Annotated in this window: 19 protein-coding genes; 2 read left to right on the forward strand and 17 right to left on the reverse strand. The window is 30.9% G+C overall.

Going from position 1 to position 19,894, the window contains the following annotated elements; all coding sequences use genetic code 11:
* Positions 1-205 precede the first annotated feature (205 nt).
* Positions 206-517, forward strand: coding sequence for a transposase (locus GQR94_RS16995; protein WP_158974992.1), 312 nt, complete (start codon positions 206-208; stop codon positions 515-517).
* Positions 517-1,413: an IS3 family transposase gene (locus tag GQR94_RS17000; RefSeq protein WP_233268392.1), complete on the forward strand. Its 897-nt coding sequence runs from the start codon at positions 517-519 to the stop codon at positions 1,411-1,413. The genes GQR94_RS16995 and GQR94_RS17000 overlap by 1 nt, the downstream gene beginning before the upstream one ends.
* Positions 1,414-1,489: 76 nt before the next feature.
* Here the strand turns inward: GQR94_RS17000 and GQR94_RS17005 are convergent, their stop codons facing one another.
* The 17 genes from GQR94_RS17005 to GQR94_RS17085 form a co-directional block, all read right to left on the reverse strand.
* Entirely contained in the window at positions 1,490-2,179 is a 690-nt protein-coding gene (locus GQR94_RS17005; protein ID WP_158977332.1) for a hypothetical protein, read from the reverse strand.
* Positions 2,180-2,329: 150 nt separating this feature from the next.
* Positions 2,330-3,511 carry a M949_RS01915 family surface polysaccharide biosynthesis protein gene (locus GQR94_RS17010; RefSeq protein ID WP_158977335.1) on the reverse strand — a complete coding sequence of 394 codons (1,182 nt, stop codon included), beginning with the start codon at positions 3,509-3,511 and terminating at the stop codon, positions 2,330-2,332.
* Positions 3,512-3,676: 165 nt separating this feature from the next.
* Complete coding sequence (locus tag GQR94_RS17015) at positions 3,677-4,147, reverse strand: hypothetical protein (RefSeq protein WP_158977338.1); 471 nt, start codon at positions 4,145-4,147, stop codon at positions 3,677-3,679.
* Positions 4,148-4,563: 416 nt separating this feature from the next.
* Positions 4,564-4,947 carry a VOC family protein gene (locus GQR94_RS17020; protein ID WP_158977341.1) on the reverse strand — a complete coding sequence of 128 codons (384 nt, stop codon included), beginning with the start codon at positions 4,945-4,947 and terminating at the stop codon, positions 4,564-4,566.
* Between the two features lie 229 nt (positions 4,948-5,176).
* Positions 5,177-7,177, reverse strand: a complete 2,001-nt coding sequence (locus GQR94_RS17025) for an ATP-binding protein (protein WP_158977344.1) — start codon at positions 7,175-7,177, stop codon at positions 5,177-5,179.
* Between the two features lie 160 nt (positions 7,178-7,337).
* A complete protein-coding gene (locus GQR94_RS17030; RefSeq protein WP_158977347.1) occupies positions 7,338-8,642 on the reverse strand; it encodes a leucine-rich repeat domain-containing protein in 1,305 nt (434 codons plus the stop codon).
* A gap of 1,034 nt (positions 8,643-9,676) precedes the next feature.
* Positions 9,677-10,579, reverse strand: a complete 903-nt coding sequence (locus GQR94_RS17035) for a peptidoglycan DD-metalloendopeptidase family protein (RefSeq protein WP_233268397.1) — start codon at positions 10,577-10,579, stop codon at positions 9,677-9,679.
* A 221-nt stretch (positions 10,580-10,800) separates the two neighbouring features.
* Complete coding sequence (locus GQR94_RS17040; RefSeq protein ID WP_158977353.1) at positions 10,801-12,540, reverse strand: hypothetical protein; 1,740 nt, start codon at positions 12,538-12,540, stop codon at positions 10,801-10,803.
* 34 nt (positions 12,541-12,574) lie between these two features.
* On the reverse strand, positions 12,575-13,060 hold the full coding sequence (locus tag GQR94_RS17045) for a hypothetical protein (protein WP_158977356.1): 486 nt from the start codon (positions 13,058-13,060) through the stop codon (positions 12,575-12,577).
* Between the two features lie 332 nt (positions 13,061-13,392).
* Positions 13,393-14,082: an SH3 domain-containing protein gene (locus GQR94_RS17050; protein WP_158977359.1), complete on the reverse strand. Its 690-nt coding sequence runs from the start codon at positions 14,080-14,082 to the stop codon at positions 13,393-13,395.
* Positions 14,083-14,298: 216 nt separating this feature from the next.
* The gene (locus GQR94_RS17055) at positions 14,299-14,988 is read right to left on the reverse strand and encodes a permease prefix domain 1-containing protein (RefSeq protein WP_158977362.1); all 690 of its coding nucleotides are present in this window, start codon (positions 14,986-14,988) and stop codon (positions 14,299-14,301) included.
* A complete protein-coding gene (locus tag GQR94_RS17060; RefSeq protein ID WP_158977365.1) occupies positions 14,961-15,305 on the reverse strand; it encodes a PadR family transcriptional regulator in 345 nt (114 codons plus the stop codon). The genes GQR94_RS17055 and GQR94_RS17060 overlap by 28 nt, the downstream gene beginning before the upstream one ends.
* 113 nt (positions 15,306-15,418) lie before the next feature.
* Positions 15,419-16,276 (reverse strand): IS3 family transposase, encoded by an 858-nt coding sequence (locus GQR94_RS17065; protein ID WP_158977367.1) that lies wholly within the window; start codon positions 16,274-16,276, stop codon positions 15,419-15,421.
* On the reverse strand, positions 16,276-16,647 hold the full coding sequence (locus GQR94_RS17070; RefSeq protein ID WP_024479941.1) for a transposase: 372 nt from the start codon (positions 16,645-16,647) through the stop codon (positions 16,276-16,278). The genes GQR94_RS17065 and GQR94_RS17070 overlap by 1 nt, the downstream gene beginning before the upstream one ends.
* A gap of 265 nt (positions 16,648-16,912) precedes the next feature.
* Positions 16,913-17,527 carry a DUF6037 family protein gene (locus GQR94_RS17075; RefSeq protein WP_158977370.1) on the reverse strand — a complete coding sequence of 205 codons (615 nt, stop codon included), beginning with the start codon at positions 17,525-17,527 and terminating at the stop codon, positions 16,913-16,915.
* A gap of 16 nt (positions 17,528-17,543) precedes the next feature.
* Positions 17,544-18,080: a hypothetical protein gene (locus GQR94_RS17080; protein WP_158977371.1), complete on the reverse strand. Its 537-nt coding sequence runs from the start codon at positions 18,078-18,080 to the stop codon at positions 17,544-17,546.
* Positions 18,081-19,127: 1,047 nt separating this feature from the next.
* On the reverse strand, positions 19,128-19,877 hold the full coding sequence (locus tag GQR94_RS17085; RefSeq protein WP_233268398.1) for a hypothetical protein: 750 nt from the start codon (positions 19,875-19,877) through the stop codon (positions 19,128-19,130).
* Positions 19,878-19,894 lie beyond the last annotated feature (17 nt).

Genomic DNA, 19,894 nt, shown 5'->3' on the forward strand with positions numbered 1-19,894 from the left:
TAGCGTTTGCTTTCCGCCACGCACATAGCGCAATCTTTTGGTTTTGTTTTTTCTTTTTTTGTGTCAAAGCGAAATCCCAAAGATTTCGCGACATTATAAATATACACAGACCTTTCGATTAAGCCCGAAGCCCGTATTGTTTATAGTTTAGCCCCTAATAAGTTCGGAGTGATCTTTTAAATTTCAAACTTAATATATTTGAGATATGAAATACAAGAAATGGACCTTAGATCAGAAGTTAGAAATTCTCTCTATTTCAGAAGAGATCGGCATCATAGAAGCCTGTCGTAAATACGGAGTTAGTACAGGTACTTTTTATAGTTGGAAGACGAAACATGAGAGTCAAGGAGAAGCAGGCTTAAAAGTCATCTATGATACTAAAAGTAAAGAACACAAGCAGGCAGAAGAAGAAAACCGAATACTACGTAAGCTTCTAAGCAATAAGGAAATTGAATTAGAAGTACAACGAGAACTTTTAAAAAAAAAGTTTGGAACGTCCGATCCAAGAAAGATTTAGTGAATGCTGTTTATAGCAAGCATAAAATTAGTAAAACCAACATAATTAATATGGTAGGGATGGTTCATAGTAGCTATTACCGTACTCCCAGTTTTGGTAAAAAGGGTAATACTCCTAGTAAACTCACCTATCATAAATCTAGAGGTTGGGTTAATCAAGACGCTGTTATTGCTTCTATAAAAGAGATTTTAAGTCATGAATTTATAGATTGTGGTTACCGATTAATGACTTCTTACTTAAAAAAAGAAGCATACCTGATTAATCATAAAAAGCTCTACAGAATTATGAAAGAACAGGGAATGCTAAAACTAGAGAATCGGATAAACAGGAGTGGTTCTGGGCGTAAATTTGTAAAATTCAGAAAAGTAAATACCTCAAGACCAATGGAATGTTTAGAGATGGATATAAAGATGGTATGGATTCCTAATGTGGGTAAAAACGCTTATTTATTATCCATCATAGACGTACATACTCGTAGAATATTAAAAGACTATTTTTCTTTTTCTATTAAACAGGATAAGGTGATAGCGTTTTTATCAGAGTTGTTTGCAGAATACCAATACCCTGATAACGTTGTTATTAGAAGTGACAACGGTAGTCAGTTTATTGCAAATAATGTACGTGAATACCTTGGACTAATTGGGGTTCAGCAAGAATTTACACATATAGCCACACCAGAAGAAAATGCGCATATAGAAGCCTATCATGGAATACTAAAAAAAGAAATTTTTAAAAGAGTGGATTACACATGTTTTGGGCAAATTGAACAAATCTTAAAAAGGTATGTGACTTTTTACAACAATACTAGGTTACATGGGCTCTTAGGGCGTATTACACCAATGGAAAAATGGAACGCTGATAAACACCTAATTCTAATGAAAAAAATAACAGCTTAAGCTATAATCGAAATTTAAAAGATTACTCTTGTTTTATAGGGGTCAAAACAGTTTATAGGTTTTGTTGTACCACGTTTTATTTCGGTTTCTGCTTTACCAATTCTATAAATTCAATTGGTTCATTAACCTTTAAATTTAATTCGGCCTCACTAATTTCATCTGGTCTATGAACTAATTTATTTCTAAACTCAGTTATCCCTTTTAATACAGACTCTTCATTATTTGATAAATTGAATAGTTCTTTGAAGTTCTTTTTGCTATAAATTTTTGGACCTTGATTAACAACTAATTTATTGAAGTCCGCCCAAACTAATAGGAAATCATCGATACCATATTTTTTGCCTTCGATTTCAACTTTTTCGCCAAATAAATTTTCAAAAAGTATTTTTGCTATACTGGAATAGGCAATTACTTTTTCTTTTTCAACCGTAATTCCATTCCCGTCATGATATAGTTGATTTCTAATTCTATGATACCATTCTATTTCGCCTAGTTCAATCCCTACAAGTTTATCTTTTGCAAACCTGTCCATTGTATCAATTAAACTTGGAAAGCTTTTAGTCGCTTCGTCATATATTTTACGAGTTACGCCTTCAAGCTTTGTAATCCGTTTTGGTAAGCCCAAATATGTTTTCATCATTAATTCGACTGAATTGTCGATAACAATCATTCCCATTCGATAATCAAAGTCCGTTTCGAGAGATAAGTGCTCAAGACCATGCCTTAATAATTCTTTTGGTCCCGATTTCCAAGGTTCGTTTTTCATTCAGTTTTAAATGTGTTACAACGTTAAGTATATGAAAAGTAGGGCAGTTGATAAGCACTACATTTCAGATTTAGCGGACTTTGTAAATAAACACAGAACTTTGGATTTAGCACAAAAGCCCTATTTTTTATATACATTGTTAACAGCTTTTTATTCTCCCCATTCATGTAAAATATTTTCATTCCACAATTTTTGACTAAATTTTTTAAATGAATTAGGAGCAGTTATAAATTTCTCATCATATTTATATTCACCTCCGTAATATTCATCTGATGAAATTTTGACTTTATTATGTCCTCTCATAGCATATTTTTGAACGCCTTCATACATTATTATTTTCATTTCTAAAGGGCTAACATCTCCGTGACATACTTTTCTATACATTAACCATACTTCTTTAATTCCGTCATTATCTAAATCAGTTACGTGTAATGTGTTTTTTCTAAATTTAGCTTCAATCTCTACAGGGCATTCTTTTATAAAATCATATACTTTCCATACTTTTTTATGAGTATTGTTTTTTAATATGTAGTGATAAGCAAATATTTCAGCATTAGAACCATCATCTTCAGAATTTTTAGGTGTGTATATTCCTGTTTCGCTTGTAATTATATAATGTTTACCATTAGTGTCTTTCCAAGATATTACATTTTTTAGTTTTCCATCATATTTAATGAATTTGGGTATTTCACTTAAAGTAACTTTTTCGAAATTTATGTCCTGTTCAACTTTTTTGATATAAGCATTGTAATCTTTGTCTTTCTTTGAAACTGTTAAATACTCATTCTTATATTTATGATATAATTCAGAACATTTCATTGAATAGACATCTAAGTACTCTTCGTTAAATTCACTTAAATTTATTTTTGGGAGCACCATTTTAGTTTTAATAGTGGGTAATGCCATCAATTTTTTTTTATCTAAATCATAGTATTTCCAATTTCCGATATAGTCATTAGTTAGTATATTAATGCTAGATTTACCACTTCCGTCATTTGATGCGTTTCCAAACTCATACCTACTCATTCCTATAAGTTCTATTTTTTCTGAATTTAAATTGTATCTAAATTGAGCTTTAACTCCTGCTTTTCTATAATTTATTTCATATTGAAACCCATTTCTAGTTTTTATAATGTGAAAGGAACCACCATAATTTTCTATTAAGTCAATAGAAATCGGGTGGAATTTTTTTGTAGATAATTTATGTATAATTGACTCATTTGAACTATAAATAGAGTCTTTTATATTATCTCCATCGATATCTTCAATTAAATAACTCTGGCTAAATGTTTTAGTGCTTAAAAACAGTAATAAAAAAAATATTCTTTTCATCTATTATATGAAGTTTGTTAATTGCTGTTAACGTTTATGTATAAGAATAGTGCGGTTTTGTGTGCGAGGATTTTCCGCAGGAAAATCAGACGTAACAAAAGTGCACGGACTCTTGATTAAGCACTAAACTAAGCATTATTTTTATACGGTGTTGGCAACTGGCTTTTATTCAATTATTCTGTCGTTTTTAAATCTATAAAAGAAATCAGTTGTATCTTTTTTTAGTAATTCTGTAATTTTCGAATTCTCATATTTATAAAATTTTTGCAAATTCCAAGCGTCTGAACTAAAAGCTATAATTCTGTCTTCCATCACAAAAAATTTTCCTTCTTCATCTGCCTGATTTTCGATGTCGTAATAATATTTCTTGACAGTCAATCGATTGTTTTTATCAGAATACTGTTTTTCGGAAATCAGTTTTACAGGAATTTTGTCAATCAGAATTTGGGAACTATCGTTCAGATTGAATTCGAAAGGTAAGTCCATAATTATTTCATATTCGCCATCACTTTCAAGTCCAAATAAGTGAAAGTTTATGCTGTCATTTTTTCGGATAGTTAAAGTTGTTGTGTCAGAATGATGAAATTTGCTTTTTGAATATTCCTCAATTACTACAGGAAATGTTTTTTCGGTCAATTCATTTTTCGTTTCGGACTTGCAAGAGGTCAGAATTGAGATTAAGAATAATATTCCAATTATATGTTTGTTATTGAGTTTCATTTTCAGCTTGTTGCCAACGATGGAGCTATGAACAGTACGGGAGCAAATAAGCGATTACTTACCGCCACGCACATAGCAAAATCTTTTTGTTTTGTTTTTTCTTTGTCTGCCTAAAAAGCAAAATCCCAAAGATTTTGCGGACTTCATAAAAATACACAAACCTTTCGATTAATCACGGAGCCCGTATTGTTTATAGGTTTTGTTGTCATTAGTGATTTTGCGTTCTGCTTGGCACGTTTTACTTGCGTAACTATTACGTTTTGATTGGTTGTTTCCGCAATCAAGCTAGAAAGTCCATCGACATAACAATTGCGTTTGAGTAAGTTGTCCATTTACTTAAAATCCGAGATTTGCTTTTCGAATTTAGAACTGTCTTTAAATGCACATAAATTACCGTCAGGGTCTCGGAATTTTGCAATGTTACCCCAAGAATGTTCTTGATAGTCCACTTCTATATTATTCGAAGTCAATCTATCCGAAAGTATTTTTACATTTGGAACATTCATACGCAAACACATTTTTGTCCGTTCCGTTCCAGTTTTTTGTCCATCATATTCGTCATCCAACTCCACCATTAAATATGCTTGTCCGAATTTAAAACAAGTCAGATTTTTGCCCTCAAATATTTTTTTGAGACCTAGAATATTTTCATAAAACTCCACACAATTTTTGTATTCAAGAGTATATAATATTATTCCAGTTCGGTCAAATTCCATTACACGATTTTATTTTTTCATCATTAATGACAACGTCTGAGCTAAGCGTAGTGCGGAGATAAGGAAACCTTTCGTTTCCGTCTGAGCACGAAGCTAAAGCTTATTGTTTAGTTTTATTTTTTCTATTCTAAAGCTAAATCCATAAGATTTAGCGACTTTATAAATATACACAGACCTTTAGATTAAGCCCTAAAGTCCGCATTACGTTTAGGTTTTGTTGGGCACAGTTTTATTCCAATTGTAATTTCTTGAAAAATATTTTATTTCTTAATGTAGCGTCTTTCAATAATTTTTTAAAACTAATAATTTCTACGTACATCTTGAATCCATTATGAAATCCAAAAAAACCTTCTTTGTCTGGACTTTCGGTCAATTGACCATTACGTGCAAACTCTTTTATTTTAGGAGTTATATCTGCAATTACATAACCGTAAATGGGAGTGGAGTCATTAATTTTTATTGGTTCTAAACCATCAGGCATTTCATATTTACCATCACGTATTTTTTCTAAGTATCTTCCAATTTGTAAAATTGGGTCATCTTTGGCTGCGTAATCGTTTCTTTTAGGCCGTTTAAACTCAAATATGGTTAACGGGTTGCTGAATTCATTATCACCAGCTCTAAAAGATGATTTTTGGTCAAAAATTAACAAGTCGGGCTCGTCAAGAGCATTGTTTTTTTTGTTTGAAGATATTTTTTCATCTGAAGAAATATATTCAGAAAAAACAAGTCTCTCATCTAATAACCACAAATTATGCTCTTCATAAGTTGTGTTTTCAGAATTTCTTGTCATTGGATAAATAATATTATGAATTTCTTTTTCTAAATGCCCTTTGCCTTCATCGTTTCTTTTAAGCATTTCTTTAAAAGCTTGTAAAATACATTTTCTGTTGTAGACATAATGAGCTAAATCACTTTTCCCAATTTCAGAAATTTGATTAACCATTTCACTTAAGGTATTATCTTCAAAATTTTCTGGATTTTCTAAAAGCTCTGTAAATTTACTTCGTGTTTCAATTTCCTTTTTATGCTTTACTTTATGTAAGGCAACTTCTATTTCGTTATTAGATAAATTGTAGCCCATTTGAGAGAAATCTAAATCGTTCACATATGAATTATGCCAAGGGGCATGTTCTTTAACATAAGCCCTAATTTTGGAAGCCTTAATATCAGACCGAGATGAAATATCTTCGTTGAAAATTTGTTTTGTTTCTAAAGCAGCTTGCGTTTCAATATCTTTTTGCGAAAATGGATAAAAGCTATCACCTTCTTCTTTATCAAAATCAAAAGCTTCTCTTTCTAAGGATACGTTATTATCTAGATACTCACCTAAAATATAGGTTTTAATTATATAGTTTTTTTTACTTTTTGAACCTTTATTGTTGTCATAAAATTCATCTTCAAATTCAGGAATGTATCTATGTAGATTGGTTTCGGTAACTTCTCGATTGTGACCTGTCAAACTAATTTTACTTTTTTGATTTCCTGGAAAATAGATTTTAAATACTTTTCCTTTAAATTGTTCAGAATACCCATCTTTAGTTTTTAGGACGAAATCAAATTCTTCAATTTGTTGTATTTCGTTTCTGCCTGAGATGTAATCGTTTAAAATTATAGACTGGTTATCACCTTCTTCCTTCACTATAATAGTTGGACAGTTGAAAGAATCGTTTATAAAGAATATTAATAATTTTTCTAAAAGTTTACGAGAGAACGTTTCTATATTCTTATCGAATGAATGAGTAGAAATAAGGTTATTCAAATTAATTATAGAATAAGTATCTACTGCAATTGTATCGTTTATGGTTTCATCAACGATTATTTCATATTTCCTTCCAAACCTGAATGTTCTTGATTTTAACTTGATTTCTTGATTTTGAAAAACACTTTCTACGTTAACATCACCAAAATATTTCACAAACATAAAGCGACCAAATCCTTTTCCTCCAATTTTTTTCTTATGCTCGCTATAAAAAGTATCGAAGGAATCTCTGTTTTCTTTGTTAAAACCACTTCCGTTATCTCTGATTGATATTGATTTTATTGGTGGAATTTGATTTTCAAAATCTAAAGTATGTTCTCTTATAAGTGTGATTTCAATTTTACCATTTTCTACGTTTTTTTTTGTAATTGACTGAATAGAATTCACAATAGATTCTATTATAGGAGTATATACATTTGTTTTACTTCTAATATTATCAATCGTTCCTTGAATATTAATTCTACTCATAGTTTTTTAAATTGTGCCCAACGGTTGGTGTATGGTTAGTTGCTTGGTTTAAACAACTAATTTAACAAAAGGAAACCGAATGTTAGGGAAATCTGAAGGATTTTCCGGGTACACACAGACCTAAGCAATTAATTATACAATTTGTTAGCAAATGTTTTTATTATAAATAAATTCTTGTATTTGGCATAGTTTTTTTTAAAGCTTCAATTTCAGATTTATCAAAATTATTTCCAGAAATAAATAATTGTTTTAGGTTTTTCAAATTTGAAATTTCTTTGGGCAACTTTTTAAGTTTATTTTCTGATAGATCAAGCTTAGTTAAAAACTTTAATTCCCCTATTTCTTTAGGTATAATCTCAAGTTGATTTTGATCTAAATGCAGCTCTTGTAAATTTTCTAATTGTCCAATTGCGTTAGGTAGAGAACTAATTTTGTTATTTCGTAACCACAAAACCCTAAGATTTATTAAATTACCTATACTTGTAGTTAGTGATTTTATGTTATTGTCATTTAAGTACAATTCATTTAGTGTAGAGATTTTGCTAATACTAAAAGGAAGAGAATCTATTTTATTATTACTTAATCTTAAGAGTTTAAGATTTTTTAATTCACCTATTTCATTGGGAAGAGAAACAATGTTATTGTCGCCTAAATGTAATTCAATAAGTTTATCTAATTTAATTATTTCTTTAGGGATTTCTTTTAAATCGTTTTCCCATAAAAAAAGTTTTTCCAAAGTATTTAATTCACCAATCCATTGTGGTAAAACTGTAATTTTATTCTCTCCGAGGTTCAATATTTTTATTTTTTTTAAAGTTCTTATTGAGCTTGGAAAAGATTCAAGTAGGTTTGTTCTTAAACTTATGTTATTTAAATTTATTAATTTTCCTATAGTATTTGGTAATTCCTTAATTTGGTTATATTCTAACCAAAGACGTTTTAATTCTTGCAAATCACCAATCCAAGTAGGAATTGATGTTAGTTGATTCTGTGCAAAAGAAATTTCCTCTAAATGAGTTAAGTTTTTAATACAATTAGGAATTGAAGTAAATTTATTACTTCTACCTTGAAGTTTTTTAAGACTTTTTAGATTACCAAATTCAACTGGCAATGAATTGATTTGGTTAGAATCAAAACAAATGTCTTCTAGATTTGAAAGTTTTTGTATGTTTTTAGGGATATATTTTAATTCATTTCTATAAAAGTATAATTTTTCCAATTCTTTAAAACCTCCAATCCATTTAGGCAATTCAATTAAGTTATTACTATTGATGCTCAAGTCTTTTAAATTCTTTAATTTTTTGAGACTCTTTGGGACATTATCTATACCCTTATCATCTAAATTAAGCTTAAATACTTTTTCATTAGAGTTTAAAGCTTTTTCTAATGATTGATATTCTTTTAATGTCTGTGAATACCCATTTAGAAAAAAGGATAAGAAAAGTAGAAGTAATGTTTTTGTCATTCTTTTTTAATATTTGCTAACGTTCAGGCTATGAGTAGTGCGGAAGCAAACTTGCGTTTAACTTACCTTTAAGCACTTAGCCAAAGCATTTTATTTGCGTTTAATTTTATTTGGTTCTAAATGTCTAATCAAACTGGTTTGGCGACATAGTAAATATACACAAACGATTTAATTAAACACCAAACCTCCGCATTACTTATAGGGTTTGTTACCACACGTTTTTTATTCTAACATACGACTACGTAACGCTTTTCCGCTTTTATTTTCCGTAAAGATTGGCGATTACTATTTAGTTTTGAGTGTAGAATTCTTTTGCGCATAAACAGGCTAAAATCCGACCGTAACAGTTGCGTTTGAGTAAGAATTTCGGCTTAGGTAAACTAGCTAAATTCCTTTTGAAGTATTGGTATAATTACCGTAGAAATCTGCTAAAAATCGATGTTCAAATTAAGGGGTAGGGAGTAACTTGTTCATTCTGTGCTTAAGCGCTCCTCGCTTGCACGACTTTCTCAAGTTACTCCTTTCCAAGGTAATATGAAAATAAATTTGTTGTAGTGTACTGATTATTAGTTTATTGCAATTTCAGAAAGATTTAGGTATTTGTTTATTCATTTTTTTCTTGATAAAAAAACGAACCAAAAAAATCAAGGCTTGACCCTTCGGATATATTTCACATCCTTATTCGCTAAATCAAATGAACTCGCTATCGCTCAAACAGCATTTGATTCTTAACGCTCTTTTCGGTGGAAATATGAATCCTGCCAGGGATCTAGGCCGAACCCGATGACTTTGCAATTTACCGTGCAGCTTAGACCTATTTTAGGCAATGTGTGGTAACGGCTCCGTATATGAAAAGTAGCGCTGAAAATAAGCAGTTACTTTTCGGATTAACACAAGCCGAGTTTTTAAATTTTACTATTTATCTTTTTCATTGGAAATCGTCAAATTTAAAAATTTGGCGACTTTCCAAAAATGCCCAAACCATAGTGTTAGCAATGACTTGCGCTATTTTTTATATACAATGTTGCCCACAGTTATTTTCCGCTTTGTATTTTCTCTCCTTTAATCGGTGAGTAATCCATTTTCATTTTTCCGTCAATCATTATTTGGTCGAAATAACATTTTACTCCAGTCGCTACATTCATATCTTTTACATTCTGAATATGAAAATGTAAATGTGGTTCGGACGAATTTCCAGAATTACCGCAAAGCCCTAAAGTTTCTCCTTGTTTTATTTTTTGACCTTTTTTGACTTTGATAGAATTCTGTTTGAAGTGTGCAAAAAATAAATATTCGTTATTAGCTGTTTTTAGGATTACTGTATTTCCAGGCACATAAATTGGATTTAATTCTCCTGGAACATTATCATCAACACCATCTACAACTAAAACAATTTCGCCATCACAAGGTGCAATTAATTCTTTTCCAAATGCGTAATAATCTTCATTGGTATTTCCATCAGTTTTATAGGACTTTCCATTTTTGTCTGTTATTACGAAGTCAAATGCGTTTTTTTGAGCCTTACTTTCAACGTGATAATTTAATTCTGCTGTGTCTCCGCCCCAAGTTACTGACCATTTGTCTTTGAACGGAAGAATCAATTTGGTCGAGTTCCGCTCTATTTTAGGTAAATTATCTTCTTTAAAAGGCTCAATATAAAGTCCGATTATTTTTAATTGATTGTCTGTTGATATATTGACAGCAAAAACTCCATTCTCGAAAGTGGTTTTGTATGAAGCAAAACTGCCTCTCACGTATTTGGTAAAATCACGAGTATTTATTTTTCCAGCTTGCGTTTTTAATCCAACAAAAAATTGGTTTGCTTGTTCTTTCGGAAGTGCATTTTTCATATCGTCAGAAAACAATTCAAATATTCCATTATAATCGCTTAAGTTGAAAAATTCTTCAAACTTTCCAGAAATATTCTTGTCACTCATTTTCTCGGTTTGAGCATAACTCAAAATCGAAACGAAAAGTAAAATGATAAGTACAGGTGTTTTTTTCATAATTGTGGGCAACGGTCTAGTATAAGAATAGTAGCGGATTTTTTCGCACTTACTTTTCGGTTGAACACAGACCTTTTTTATATTTATCCACCCTTGATTTAGCACTAAAACCGCTATTATTTTTATACATTGTTGGGCGTTCGTACTTTTTTTCAGAAGATTGACATTTGTTCACTTACACTTACTTTAATCATTGCTCCAAACTCTTCCCAATGTTCAATTTTCAAGTCGGAAATTCTATCTTTAGCATTCTCAAACTCAAAATTTTCATACGCTTTTTCAAAGTCAATACGCATTAAAGTATCTTTGTTGATTGATCTTTTTGAATCTGAAAATATGATTGATTTAAGGAATTTTTGAACTAAATCAGAGTTAACTAAAAAATGAGCAATCTTTGCCATTTTAATGTTCTTAAATCCAATAAAGTAGCAAGTGTCATCCAGCATAATTGGTTTAGAATCTTCAGGACAGACTAAAGTAAAATGTGTTGATTTATAAAGTCCCGAAATAGCAATTTTATATTTTGCAAATGAATAATCGCCAATGCCAAAAATCGAAAAATCTGGTTTGCCCTTGTAGATAGAAGATTTACGTTTATCAAAAAAATCTTTTTGTGAACTCAAATATTTATAAGTTAGAGGTAAACTATCTTTAATATAATTTGTTTCCTGCCCTATTTTTTTTTGAGTGATTATTGTTAGTTTTCTATAATCGTTAGTTTTATCAGTTTTTAAATCTGAACTCTTTAACAAACCAAACACTAATTTTTTTTCAAGATTAAATTCTTCTCCCAATCCGTTTATAAAATGACCATTCATGCGCTCAAACTCCATAACTTTTGAGCAGTCGTGTTTTACTCCTGAACGCCAAGTGAAAATAGATTTTCCATCTACAATACTTGATATGTCGTAGTCTTTTACAGAGTTAACAAACTTATCTTTATACCAACCAAAAGTTGTTAAGTATTCTCGACTATAAAAGTCAAACTCTTCACAAGTATAATCTGGTTCGGTATTGAGGTTGGTTAAAAATAAACAGGCATTTACAGAAACGTTAAATTCTTTTTTAGAGTCAATATTTAATTTTTCCGAATGTCTAATCTTAAAATTGTTTCTTTTTTGGTCTTGAATTAGGTTTTTTACAACTGAATTTTTTATTAAAAAAGCAAAAGTTCCATTATGATTTTCAAAACACTTGAGCATTATTAATGAAATATATTCTCCAATATCAAAATTACCTTTTCCGGTAATAGCCTCAAATCCACTATGGTTCTTAAAATTTGATTTTTCAGGAAGATTTTTTGAATCTATTGAACCAAGCTCCGAATTTGTAACCCAAGGTGGGTTGCCAATAACTAATGTTTTTAAATTAGATGTAGATTCTGCCAATTGATTATAATCAAACTCAAATACATTTCCGTGAATTATATCAATTTCAGGTTTGTTAGCATTTAAATTTAGTAGATAGTAATCGAGAATTTTAAATTTAGTTTCCCAAACATAAGGTTGATAAATTTCTACACCTACAATTTTTTTTAGCGAATTCGATTGTTTTATTGAGGCAAGAATAAAGTTTCCTTTTCCACAAGTTGGCTCTAAAACAAATTCAAAATCGTTGCGTTTCAAAAATGTATACTCGGCTACTTGTAAAGCTAAATTTTCGTTTGTTTGAAAATCTCCGTATTCCCTTCTGAAAGGCTCTGAAACAATGGAATTTTCTTCAGTAATATTTTCTAACAATTCTGTTGCTTCGTTTTGGGAAGTGAAAAAATTGTTAATTCCGCAAATCTTTCGTAATAATTCGTTTGAAGTATTATAATTTGATAAATATTCTACGTTTTCTTTAAAGAACTCTAATGCTAAATTGCTTATATTTATTTCATCATAAATCATATTCTAATATACTAAATATTATCAATTTTAACATCTAAAAGTCTTTAATCATTTCTCTAATCAATTCCATTTTTCTTGTTTCTTTGGCCATATATTTTTCGTAAGCTGTTCTCATTCCTTTAAAAAAAGCTTTTTTATCTTGGTTCAAATCAATTTTCAGGGGTCGCGGCATCTGTATTACTCCCCAACCTTGTGCCTCAATAGTAAGACAATCCCAACTGATATGTTCAATTGCTATTAGTCCAGAATCTTTTACAATTTGTAAGCCATTTGGGTTTTTATTATAATCTACAAAAATAAAATATAACTCATTTCCATCTTGTTGCATCCACTTAATTAGTCTTTTTGCAGAAATGATATTTGGTGAATAGTTGTTTTTAGCCAGATTGTTACTTTTAACGTTAACTGGTTTTTTAATATCATCATTGAGTAAAAAATCCCCTAATGATTTCCTTGTCCCTTTTGCACTTGCGTTATGTCTTTTTGCTATTTCAACTTCTATTGATCTGTAATCATCCATATTTTAATTGATAAATTGTCGTTTATAATTTAGCGGACGAATTTAATGTTAAAAATATACTTTAACAGTTATTTATCAATAATAATGGTTGATGGTTTTTTGGACAGTGTTGATGTTTTTTTGTATGACGCCCAACGATGGAGCTATGAACAGTACGGGAGCAAACTAGCATTTACTTTCCGCCACACACATAGCAAAATCTTTTTGTTTTGTTTTTTCTTTTATTGTTTAAAGCAAAATCCTAAAGATTTTGCGACATCATAAAAATACACAAACCTTTCGTTTAAGCCCGAAGCCCGTATTGTTTATAGGTTTTGTTGTGCCCAGTTATTTTAGCATCCTTTTCCATAATTCCATACATTAAGAGTTTCTTCTTCCGAAATAAGTTTAATCCAACCTGAATACGTTTTAATAACGAGATTATCTTCGCCAGAACAAGGATGTTTTCTATATATCGTAACTTTCACTTTACTCCATTTCCCTTTTTTTTCAGCTGTCAGTTTAATACCAAACAAGTCGCCTTTTAGCGTTGTTATTTTTTCAAAGTCAGTTGAAGGCCCTTTTCTTAAATTCAATCCTGGTTTATTTGCATACCATTCGGTGTCTTTCTTAATGGCATAATCCATCCAAGAAATTAATCTTAAATTTTTAGATTTTAGTTCTTCCGAATTAATCCAACATCCATTATTAAGCTTTACGAATCCAAATTTTGAGTCTACAAATACTAAAGCCATTACTTCATAACCAACCATTTCAAGGTTCTGATATTCCAATTCTTTTTCAATTCCATTTTTTTCAATAATAGCAGTATAAAATTCATTGTTATCATCTGCCTTTCCTAAATAGATTTGTCCTTGAGTTTTTCCATTAGGTTTGTCATAAATTTTAAGTCCAGAACTTGGAATATAAACACAACATAACTTAAACTCTTCATTTGGCATTATAAGTCCAGCTTTAAATTCTTGAGAAAAAATAGCGTTAGAACTAATTATAAAAAGTATTATTAATGGTAGGCTCTTCATTTTTTTTAATTGGGCACAACGGTTTAGCTATGAACAGTGCGGGAACAAACTAACGTTTGCTTTCCGCCACGCACATAGCGAAATCTTTTGGTTTTGTTTTTTCTTTTCCTTGTTTAAAGCAAAATCCCAAAGATTTTGCGGACTTCATAAAAATACGCAAACCATTGGTTTAAGCCCGAAGCCCGTATTGTTTATAGGTTTTGTTGTAACCAGTACTTATTCCGCTGCCTTTATTGTTCTATCTTTTTTGGTAACGTAAAATATAACGCTAGATGCAATCAGAATAGTTGTAGCAAGAAATAATTCAAAATAACCAAAATTCATTCTCGTAATTCCAAAGCTTGAAATTTCTATAGAATGAGTAAGAGTTATTAAACTATATATGGTTAAAAATTTAGCCACAATAATTGTAATTACTAAGATGGGAATATTTGTGAAATTGCGCATATTAAAATTTTCATTCTTGTATTTTTTATAGAATAGTGCAAACGGAAATATGCTTAGTGATATCAGTAAACCTATCGAAACCCAATTGTAATAAGAATCATTCAATCCCAATTTATCAACTAGTAATATTGAAGTGTTTGTTAATAATTCTGTGATTGTCATGAATGCAATAAACATTAAAATACCTTTAAGGTAGGGTAGAACCATACTTCTAAAGTATACTTTTTGGTTAACTTTACTAAATTCAGAAGTAAGTTGGTCTATTGAGCCAAGTCTTTGAATGGCTACTAAAAATGATTCTTCATCATTCAACCCAAGTTCTTTTAATCCTTGAATTTCATCTAATAGGTGGCTTTCTAGTTCATTGATGTTATCTCCTGTAAAATTAACTTTTTTAGATAGTTGAGATTTCCAGTTAATTATGCTTTTATCTATGCTAAACTCGGTTCTATTTTCCATAATTTTGATATGATTTTATTCATTTCTGCCCAATTTTCTTTTTCCTGAGACAGTTCTTTTTTGCCTGTTTTACTGATTTTATAGTATTTTCTTTTTCTGCTAGTTTCTCCAACTTTCCAATAGGATTCTATTAGACCCTTTTTTTCTAACTTGTGTAGTACCGGATACAAAGTTCCATCTCCGTATTCTATTCGTCCATTGGATATTTCTTTTACGCTTTGAATTATTTCATAGCCGTAAGATTCATTTTTAGAGAGTATTGAGAGAATAATTGGCATGGAAGAGGCGCCAATTAATTCTTTAGATAGTTTTTCCATTTGGATGTTTCTTTGAAAACAAATATACATAGAAGTTCGATGTATAAAAAGCAATACTATAATTTTTTTCAGTATGTCACGTCCTAAAATACGGCTACAGATTAATATTAGTTTTAAGCGGCATATTGATGCACGTAATTAGGTGTTTTATAATCTAAAGATAAATGTAATCTTTTTGAGTTGTATAATTTGATTGCATTTTTGGCTGCTTTTTTAGCATGGACCACACTGGTAAATGTTTGATCAAGATAGAATTCATCTTTTAGAATACCATTGACCCTTTCGGCTAGGGCGTTTTCATAGCAATGATTTTCTTCTGTCATACTGATTTTAATTTTCTTTCTTTTTAGTATTTGGGTATAGACGTTACTGCAATATTGAATACCTCTGTCCGAGTGATGAATAAGGTGATCAATGTTCTTAGCATTGTAAATAGCCTTATTTAAAGCTCTGACACACCCTTTTAGCTCTAGGCTATCACTTAGGTCGTATCCAACGATTTTACGGGAATACATGTCTGTAATCAATGCTAGGTAACAGAATCCTTTTATGGTTCTGATATAGGTAATATCGGATGCCCAAACCTGATTAGGTCTATTGATTTTCAAGTCTTTTATAATATTACCATACTTGTAAAACCGGTGATATGAATTGGTGGTTCTAGAGGAGTACTTCTTTCTTCTAATGAGCAATCGATTTTCTCTTAAGATACGGAACAGCTGGTCTCTACCTACTTTAAGGTGGTACTTATGAAACTCATCTTTTAATGATCTCATGAGTTTTCTGGTACCTTCTCGAGGTAGTGTTCTTCTGCTTTTTCGAACAAGTTCGAGTACATCTTGTTCTATCTGTTTTTTGATAACAAAACGTTTTTGGAATTTGTAATAGGCATCTCTTTTCAGATCAAAGGCATTACAGATAGTACCAATCGAATACAGTCTTTCATTACGGTTTATCGGTGCTACTTTCATCAAGGCTTTATGTTTAAGTTTTTTTTTAATTCTTCAACATCTCTATAGCCCAGGTTTTCGGCGGCTACCTCAAGATAGCTGTCGGTCACCAGTTTGTCTAGGTCCTTTTTAATAAGAAGGTCCTTAAGTTGTTTCAGCTCTTTTTGAAGGGCTTTGATACGGGAAAGTTCATCGTCTGTTTGCACGGTTACACGGGTGTTCATTAAATCTTTACGATCATACTTTTTGATCCATACATTTATAGTACTGGATTGTATACCGTAAGTTAATGCAATTTGTCTTTTGGAATGGTTTCCTTTGGTAAGTTCTGCCAAGACTTTGAGCTTAAAGCTCTCACTATAGCGTTTTACATATCCATCATTTTTATACATATACTTGAAGTGTTTTGTATACATATTTCAGGACGGGTCAGTATTGGTTACAACGTTAAGTATAAGAAACGTAGGGCAGGTGAAAAGCACTTTCGTTTTATTACTTAGCTAAATATAAATATTTTGCTTTTATCTTTTCTACTATAAACGCCAAATTTTATATTTAGCGGACTTTGTTAATAGGCACAGAACTTTCGGTAAACACAAACGCCCTATGTTTTTTATACCGTGTTAGCAACAGATGTTTATTTTTATGTCTGTTAAATTAAGTTCTTTTGCTGAAATTTAAAAGTACTTCTTCATCACTTTTTTCGTCAATAATATTTTTCGAATAGCAAAAGCTTATTGTTGGTTCTTCTTTAAATTTCAAATACAAATTTGGTCTTAATAATCTAGATTTATTGTCATTAAATAGGGAGCGACTTTCCTTGTTTGGATTTCGTCTAACTGTAAAACAATATATTTTTTCAGGGTCTTCACTGTCACTTTTTGATAATGAAGAAATCATTGATTTTTTTAAATTCCCAGGCTTGTTAGGATTTATTTGAGTAGGAATAAATATTGAAAAGTGATTTTCAAATTGTTTTAAAATATCTCCGATGTTTTTTGAATATTCAATATTAAAAAATTCTCGTAATGTTTTAGCATCTGTTATAAAACCGTTTGAATTAGCAGGTATTGTTAAGCTTTTAGAGGTATTATCTGCTTTTATGATTTCAGTTTTTAAAAGAGCGTATTTAGGTCTTTTTTCGTGTTCTTGATATAATTTTGCAAGGATTATATAGTCAACCATTTTGTAGTTAAAGGGAAAAGCTTCTATTACCCAGCCATTCTGAATCATATCTGATTTAAGTAACTTGAAGTTTTCAAAAATATTCATTGCCTGTATTCTTTTCTTAAATTAAAGAGATTATTTTTTCCTTGTCAATGTCAATTCCTTTTTCGGATTCAAGATAATTTAGTAAATCATTAAGGTTATTTACATTTTTGAAATCTGAATAGAATTTCTGAGCATTAATAAAGTCATCTTCTTTATATTTTTCAAAATCAATCATTTCGTTATTTCGGAAGTCAGCAATACAAAATCCTGATATAAAAACTGATTTAGAATATTTGTGTAAGATATTGATACACATACTTGAAATAATAATATCATTCATCACATACGCTTTTTTCCCTGCGTTGTCTATTTCTCCTTCAAATCCAATTTCTTTCAAGCACTTCTCTGAAGTATCGATTGGTCTTATTCTATCAATTACACAAGAAATTTTATCTTTAGACTTAACTAATTCAAGACCAACTAACCAGTAATAATCAAACTTTTTTATATTTAAAATTTTCGCAAAACCTTTTTCCCGTCTCGTTTCGTCTAGAGTAGAATAATCCCCTCCATATTTCACATAATCGCCAACTTCGTAAAGTGATTTTCTCATTATTTTGTGTTGTATTTGAATTTGTTGCTAACGTTTAGGCTATGAGTAGTGCGGAAGCAAACTTGCGTTTAACTTACCTTTAAGCACTTAGCCAAAGCATTTTATTTGCGTTTAATTTTATTTCGTTCTAAATGTCCAATCAAACTGGTTTGGCGACATAGTAAATATACACAAACGATTTAATTAAACACCAAACCTCCGCATTACTTATAGGATTTGTTACCACACGTTTTTTATTCTAACATACGACTACGTAACGCTTTTCCGCTTTTATTTACGCTAAAGATTGGCGATTACTATTTAGTTTTGAGTGTTAAAATCTTTTGCAGATAAACAGGCTAAAATCCGACCGTAACAGTTGCGTTTGAGTAAGAATTTCGGCTTTGTTAAACTAGCAAAATTCCTTTTGAAGTATTGGTATAATTACCGTAGAAATCTGCTAAAAATCGATGCTCAAATTAAGGGGTAGGGAGTAACTTGTTCATTCTGTGCTTAAGCGCTCCTCGCTTGCACGACTTTCTCAAGTTACTCCTTTCCAAGGTAATATGAAAATAAATTTGTTGTAGTGTACTGATTATTAGTTTATTGCAATTTCAGAAAGATTTAGGTATTTGTTTATTCATTTTTTTCTTGATAAAAAAACGAACCAAAAAAATCAAGGCTTGACCCTTCGGATATATTTCACATCCTTATTCGCTAAATCAAATGAACTCGCTATCGCTCAAACAGCATTTGATTCTTAACGCTCTTTTCGGTGGAAATATGAATCCTGCCAGGGATCTAGGCCGAACCCGATGACTTTGCAATTTACCGTGCAGCTTAGACCTATTTTAGGCAATGTGTGGTAACGGTTGGGCTAAGCGTAGTGCGGAGGCAAGGAAACTTTTCGTTTCCGTCTACGCACGAAGCTAAAGCTTATTGTTTAGTTTTATTTTTTCTTGTCCAAAGCTAAATCCATAAGATTTAGCGACATCATAAATATACGCAGACCTTTCGGTTTTGCCCAAAAGTCCGCATTACGTTTAGGTTTTGTTAGCCACAGGCTTTTCATCCGAGTGAGTCCACAATAAAAACTAGTCCGAAAATCCAGCCGACATAGAGAGCGGTATAGCCAATTGCATACATTGCGGATATGCCAATATCTCCTTTTGTCTCAGACGATTTGGTAAACACAAACTTTAAAGCACGGAAGAATACCCAATATAACATCGCCAAAATAATAAAAATCGAAAGCCATAATACAGCTTCGAAAAGCACTAATAAGATAGCAAGTAGAATAGTTATTCCAATCCATAAGAGTATTGATATTAAAAGTCCACCAATTCCATCTCCGACTTCTATACTAGGTGCTACTGGCATATTGCCAGAATTAAATATTGGTGTTTTTGCTTTATAATCTTCCATTTTTGGAAAGTCGTCCAAAAGTCCTACACCTTTATAGAGTCCATAAATCATAAACAGAAAAAGTGCACAAGAAATAACACCTAAAGAAAGATAAAAATTATCGGTTAAACTTCTGTTGTAATTTTCTCCGGTTAGATAAACGGTTAAGATGGTAACTCCAATTACGATTAGAGATACTTTAAAAACTGATTTCCCTTTGAGATATGTTTGTTTGGCTTTCAAATGTTTTTTCAAGCTTGTGGCTAACGGAATTGTATAAGAATAGTAGGGCGGAAAAAACGCACAAACCATTCGGTTAAACACAAGCCGAATTTTTAAATTTTTCTTATTATCTTTTTTTCTCAATAAGCCAAATTTAAAAATTTGGCGACTTCGCAAAAGTGCCCAAGCCATTGAATTAAGCAACTAAT

The sequence above is a fragment of the Cellulophaga sp. L1A9 genome, assembly GCF_009797025.1.
Classification (GTDB): Bacteria; Bacteroidota; Bacteroidia; order Flavobacteriales; family Flavobacteriaceae; genus Cellulophaga.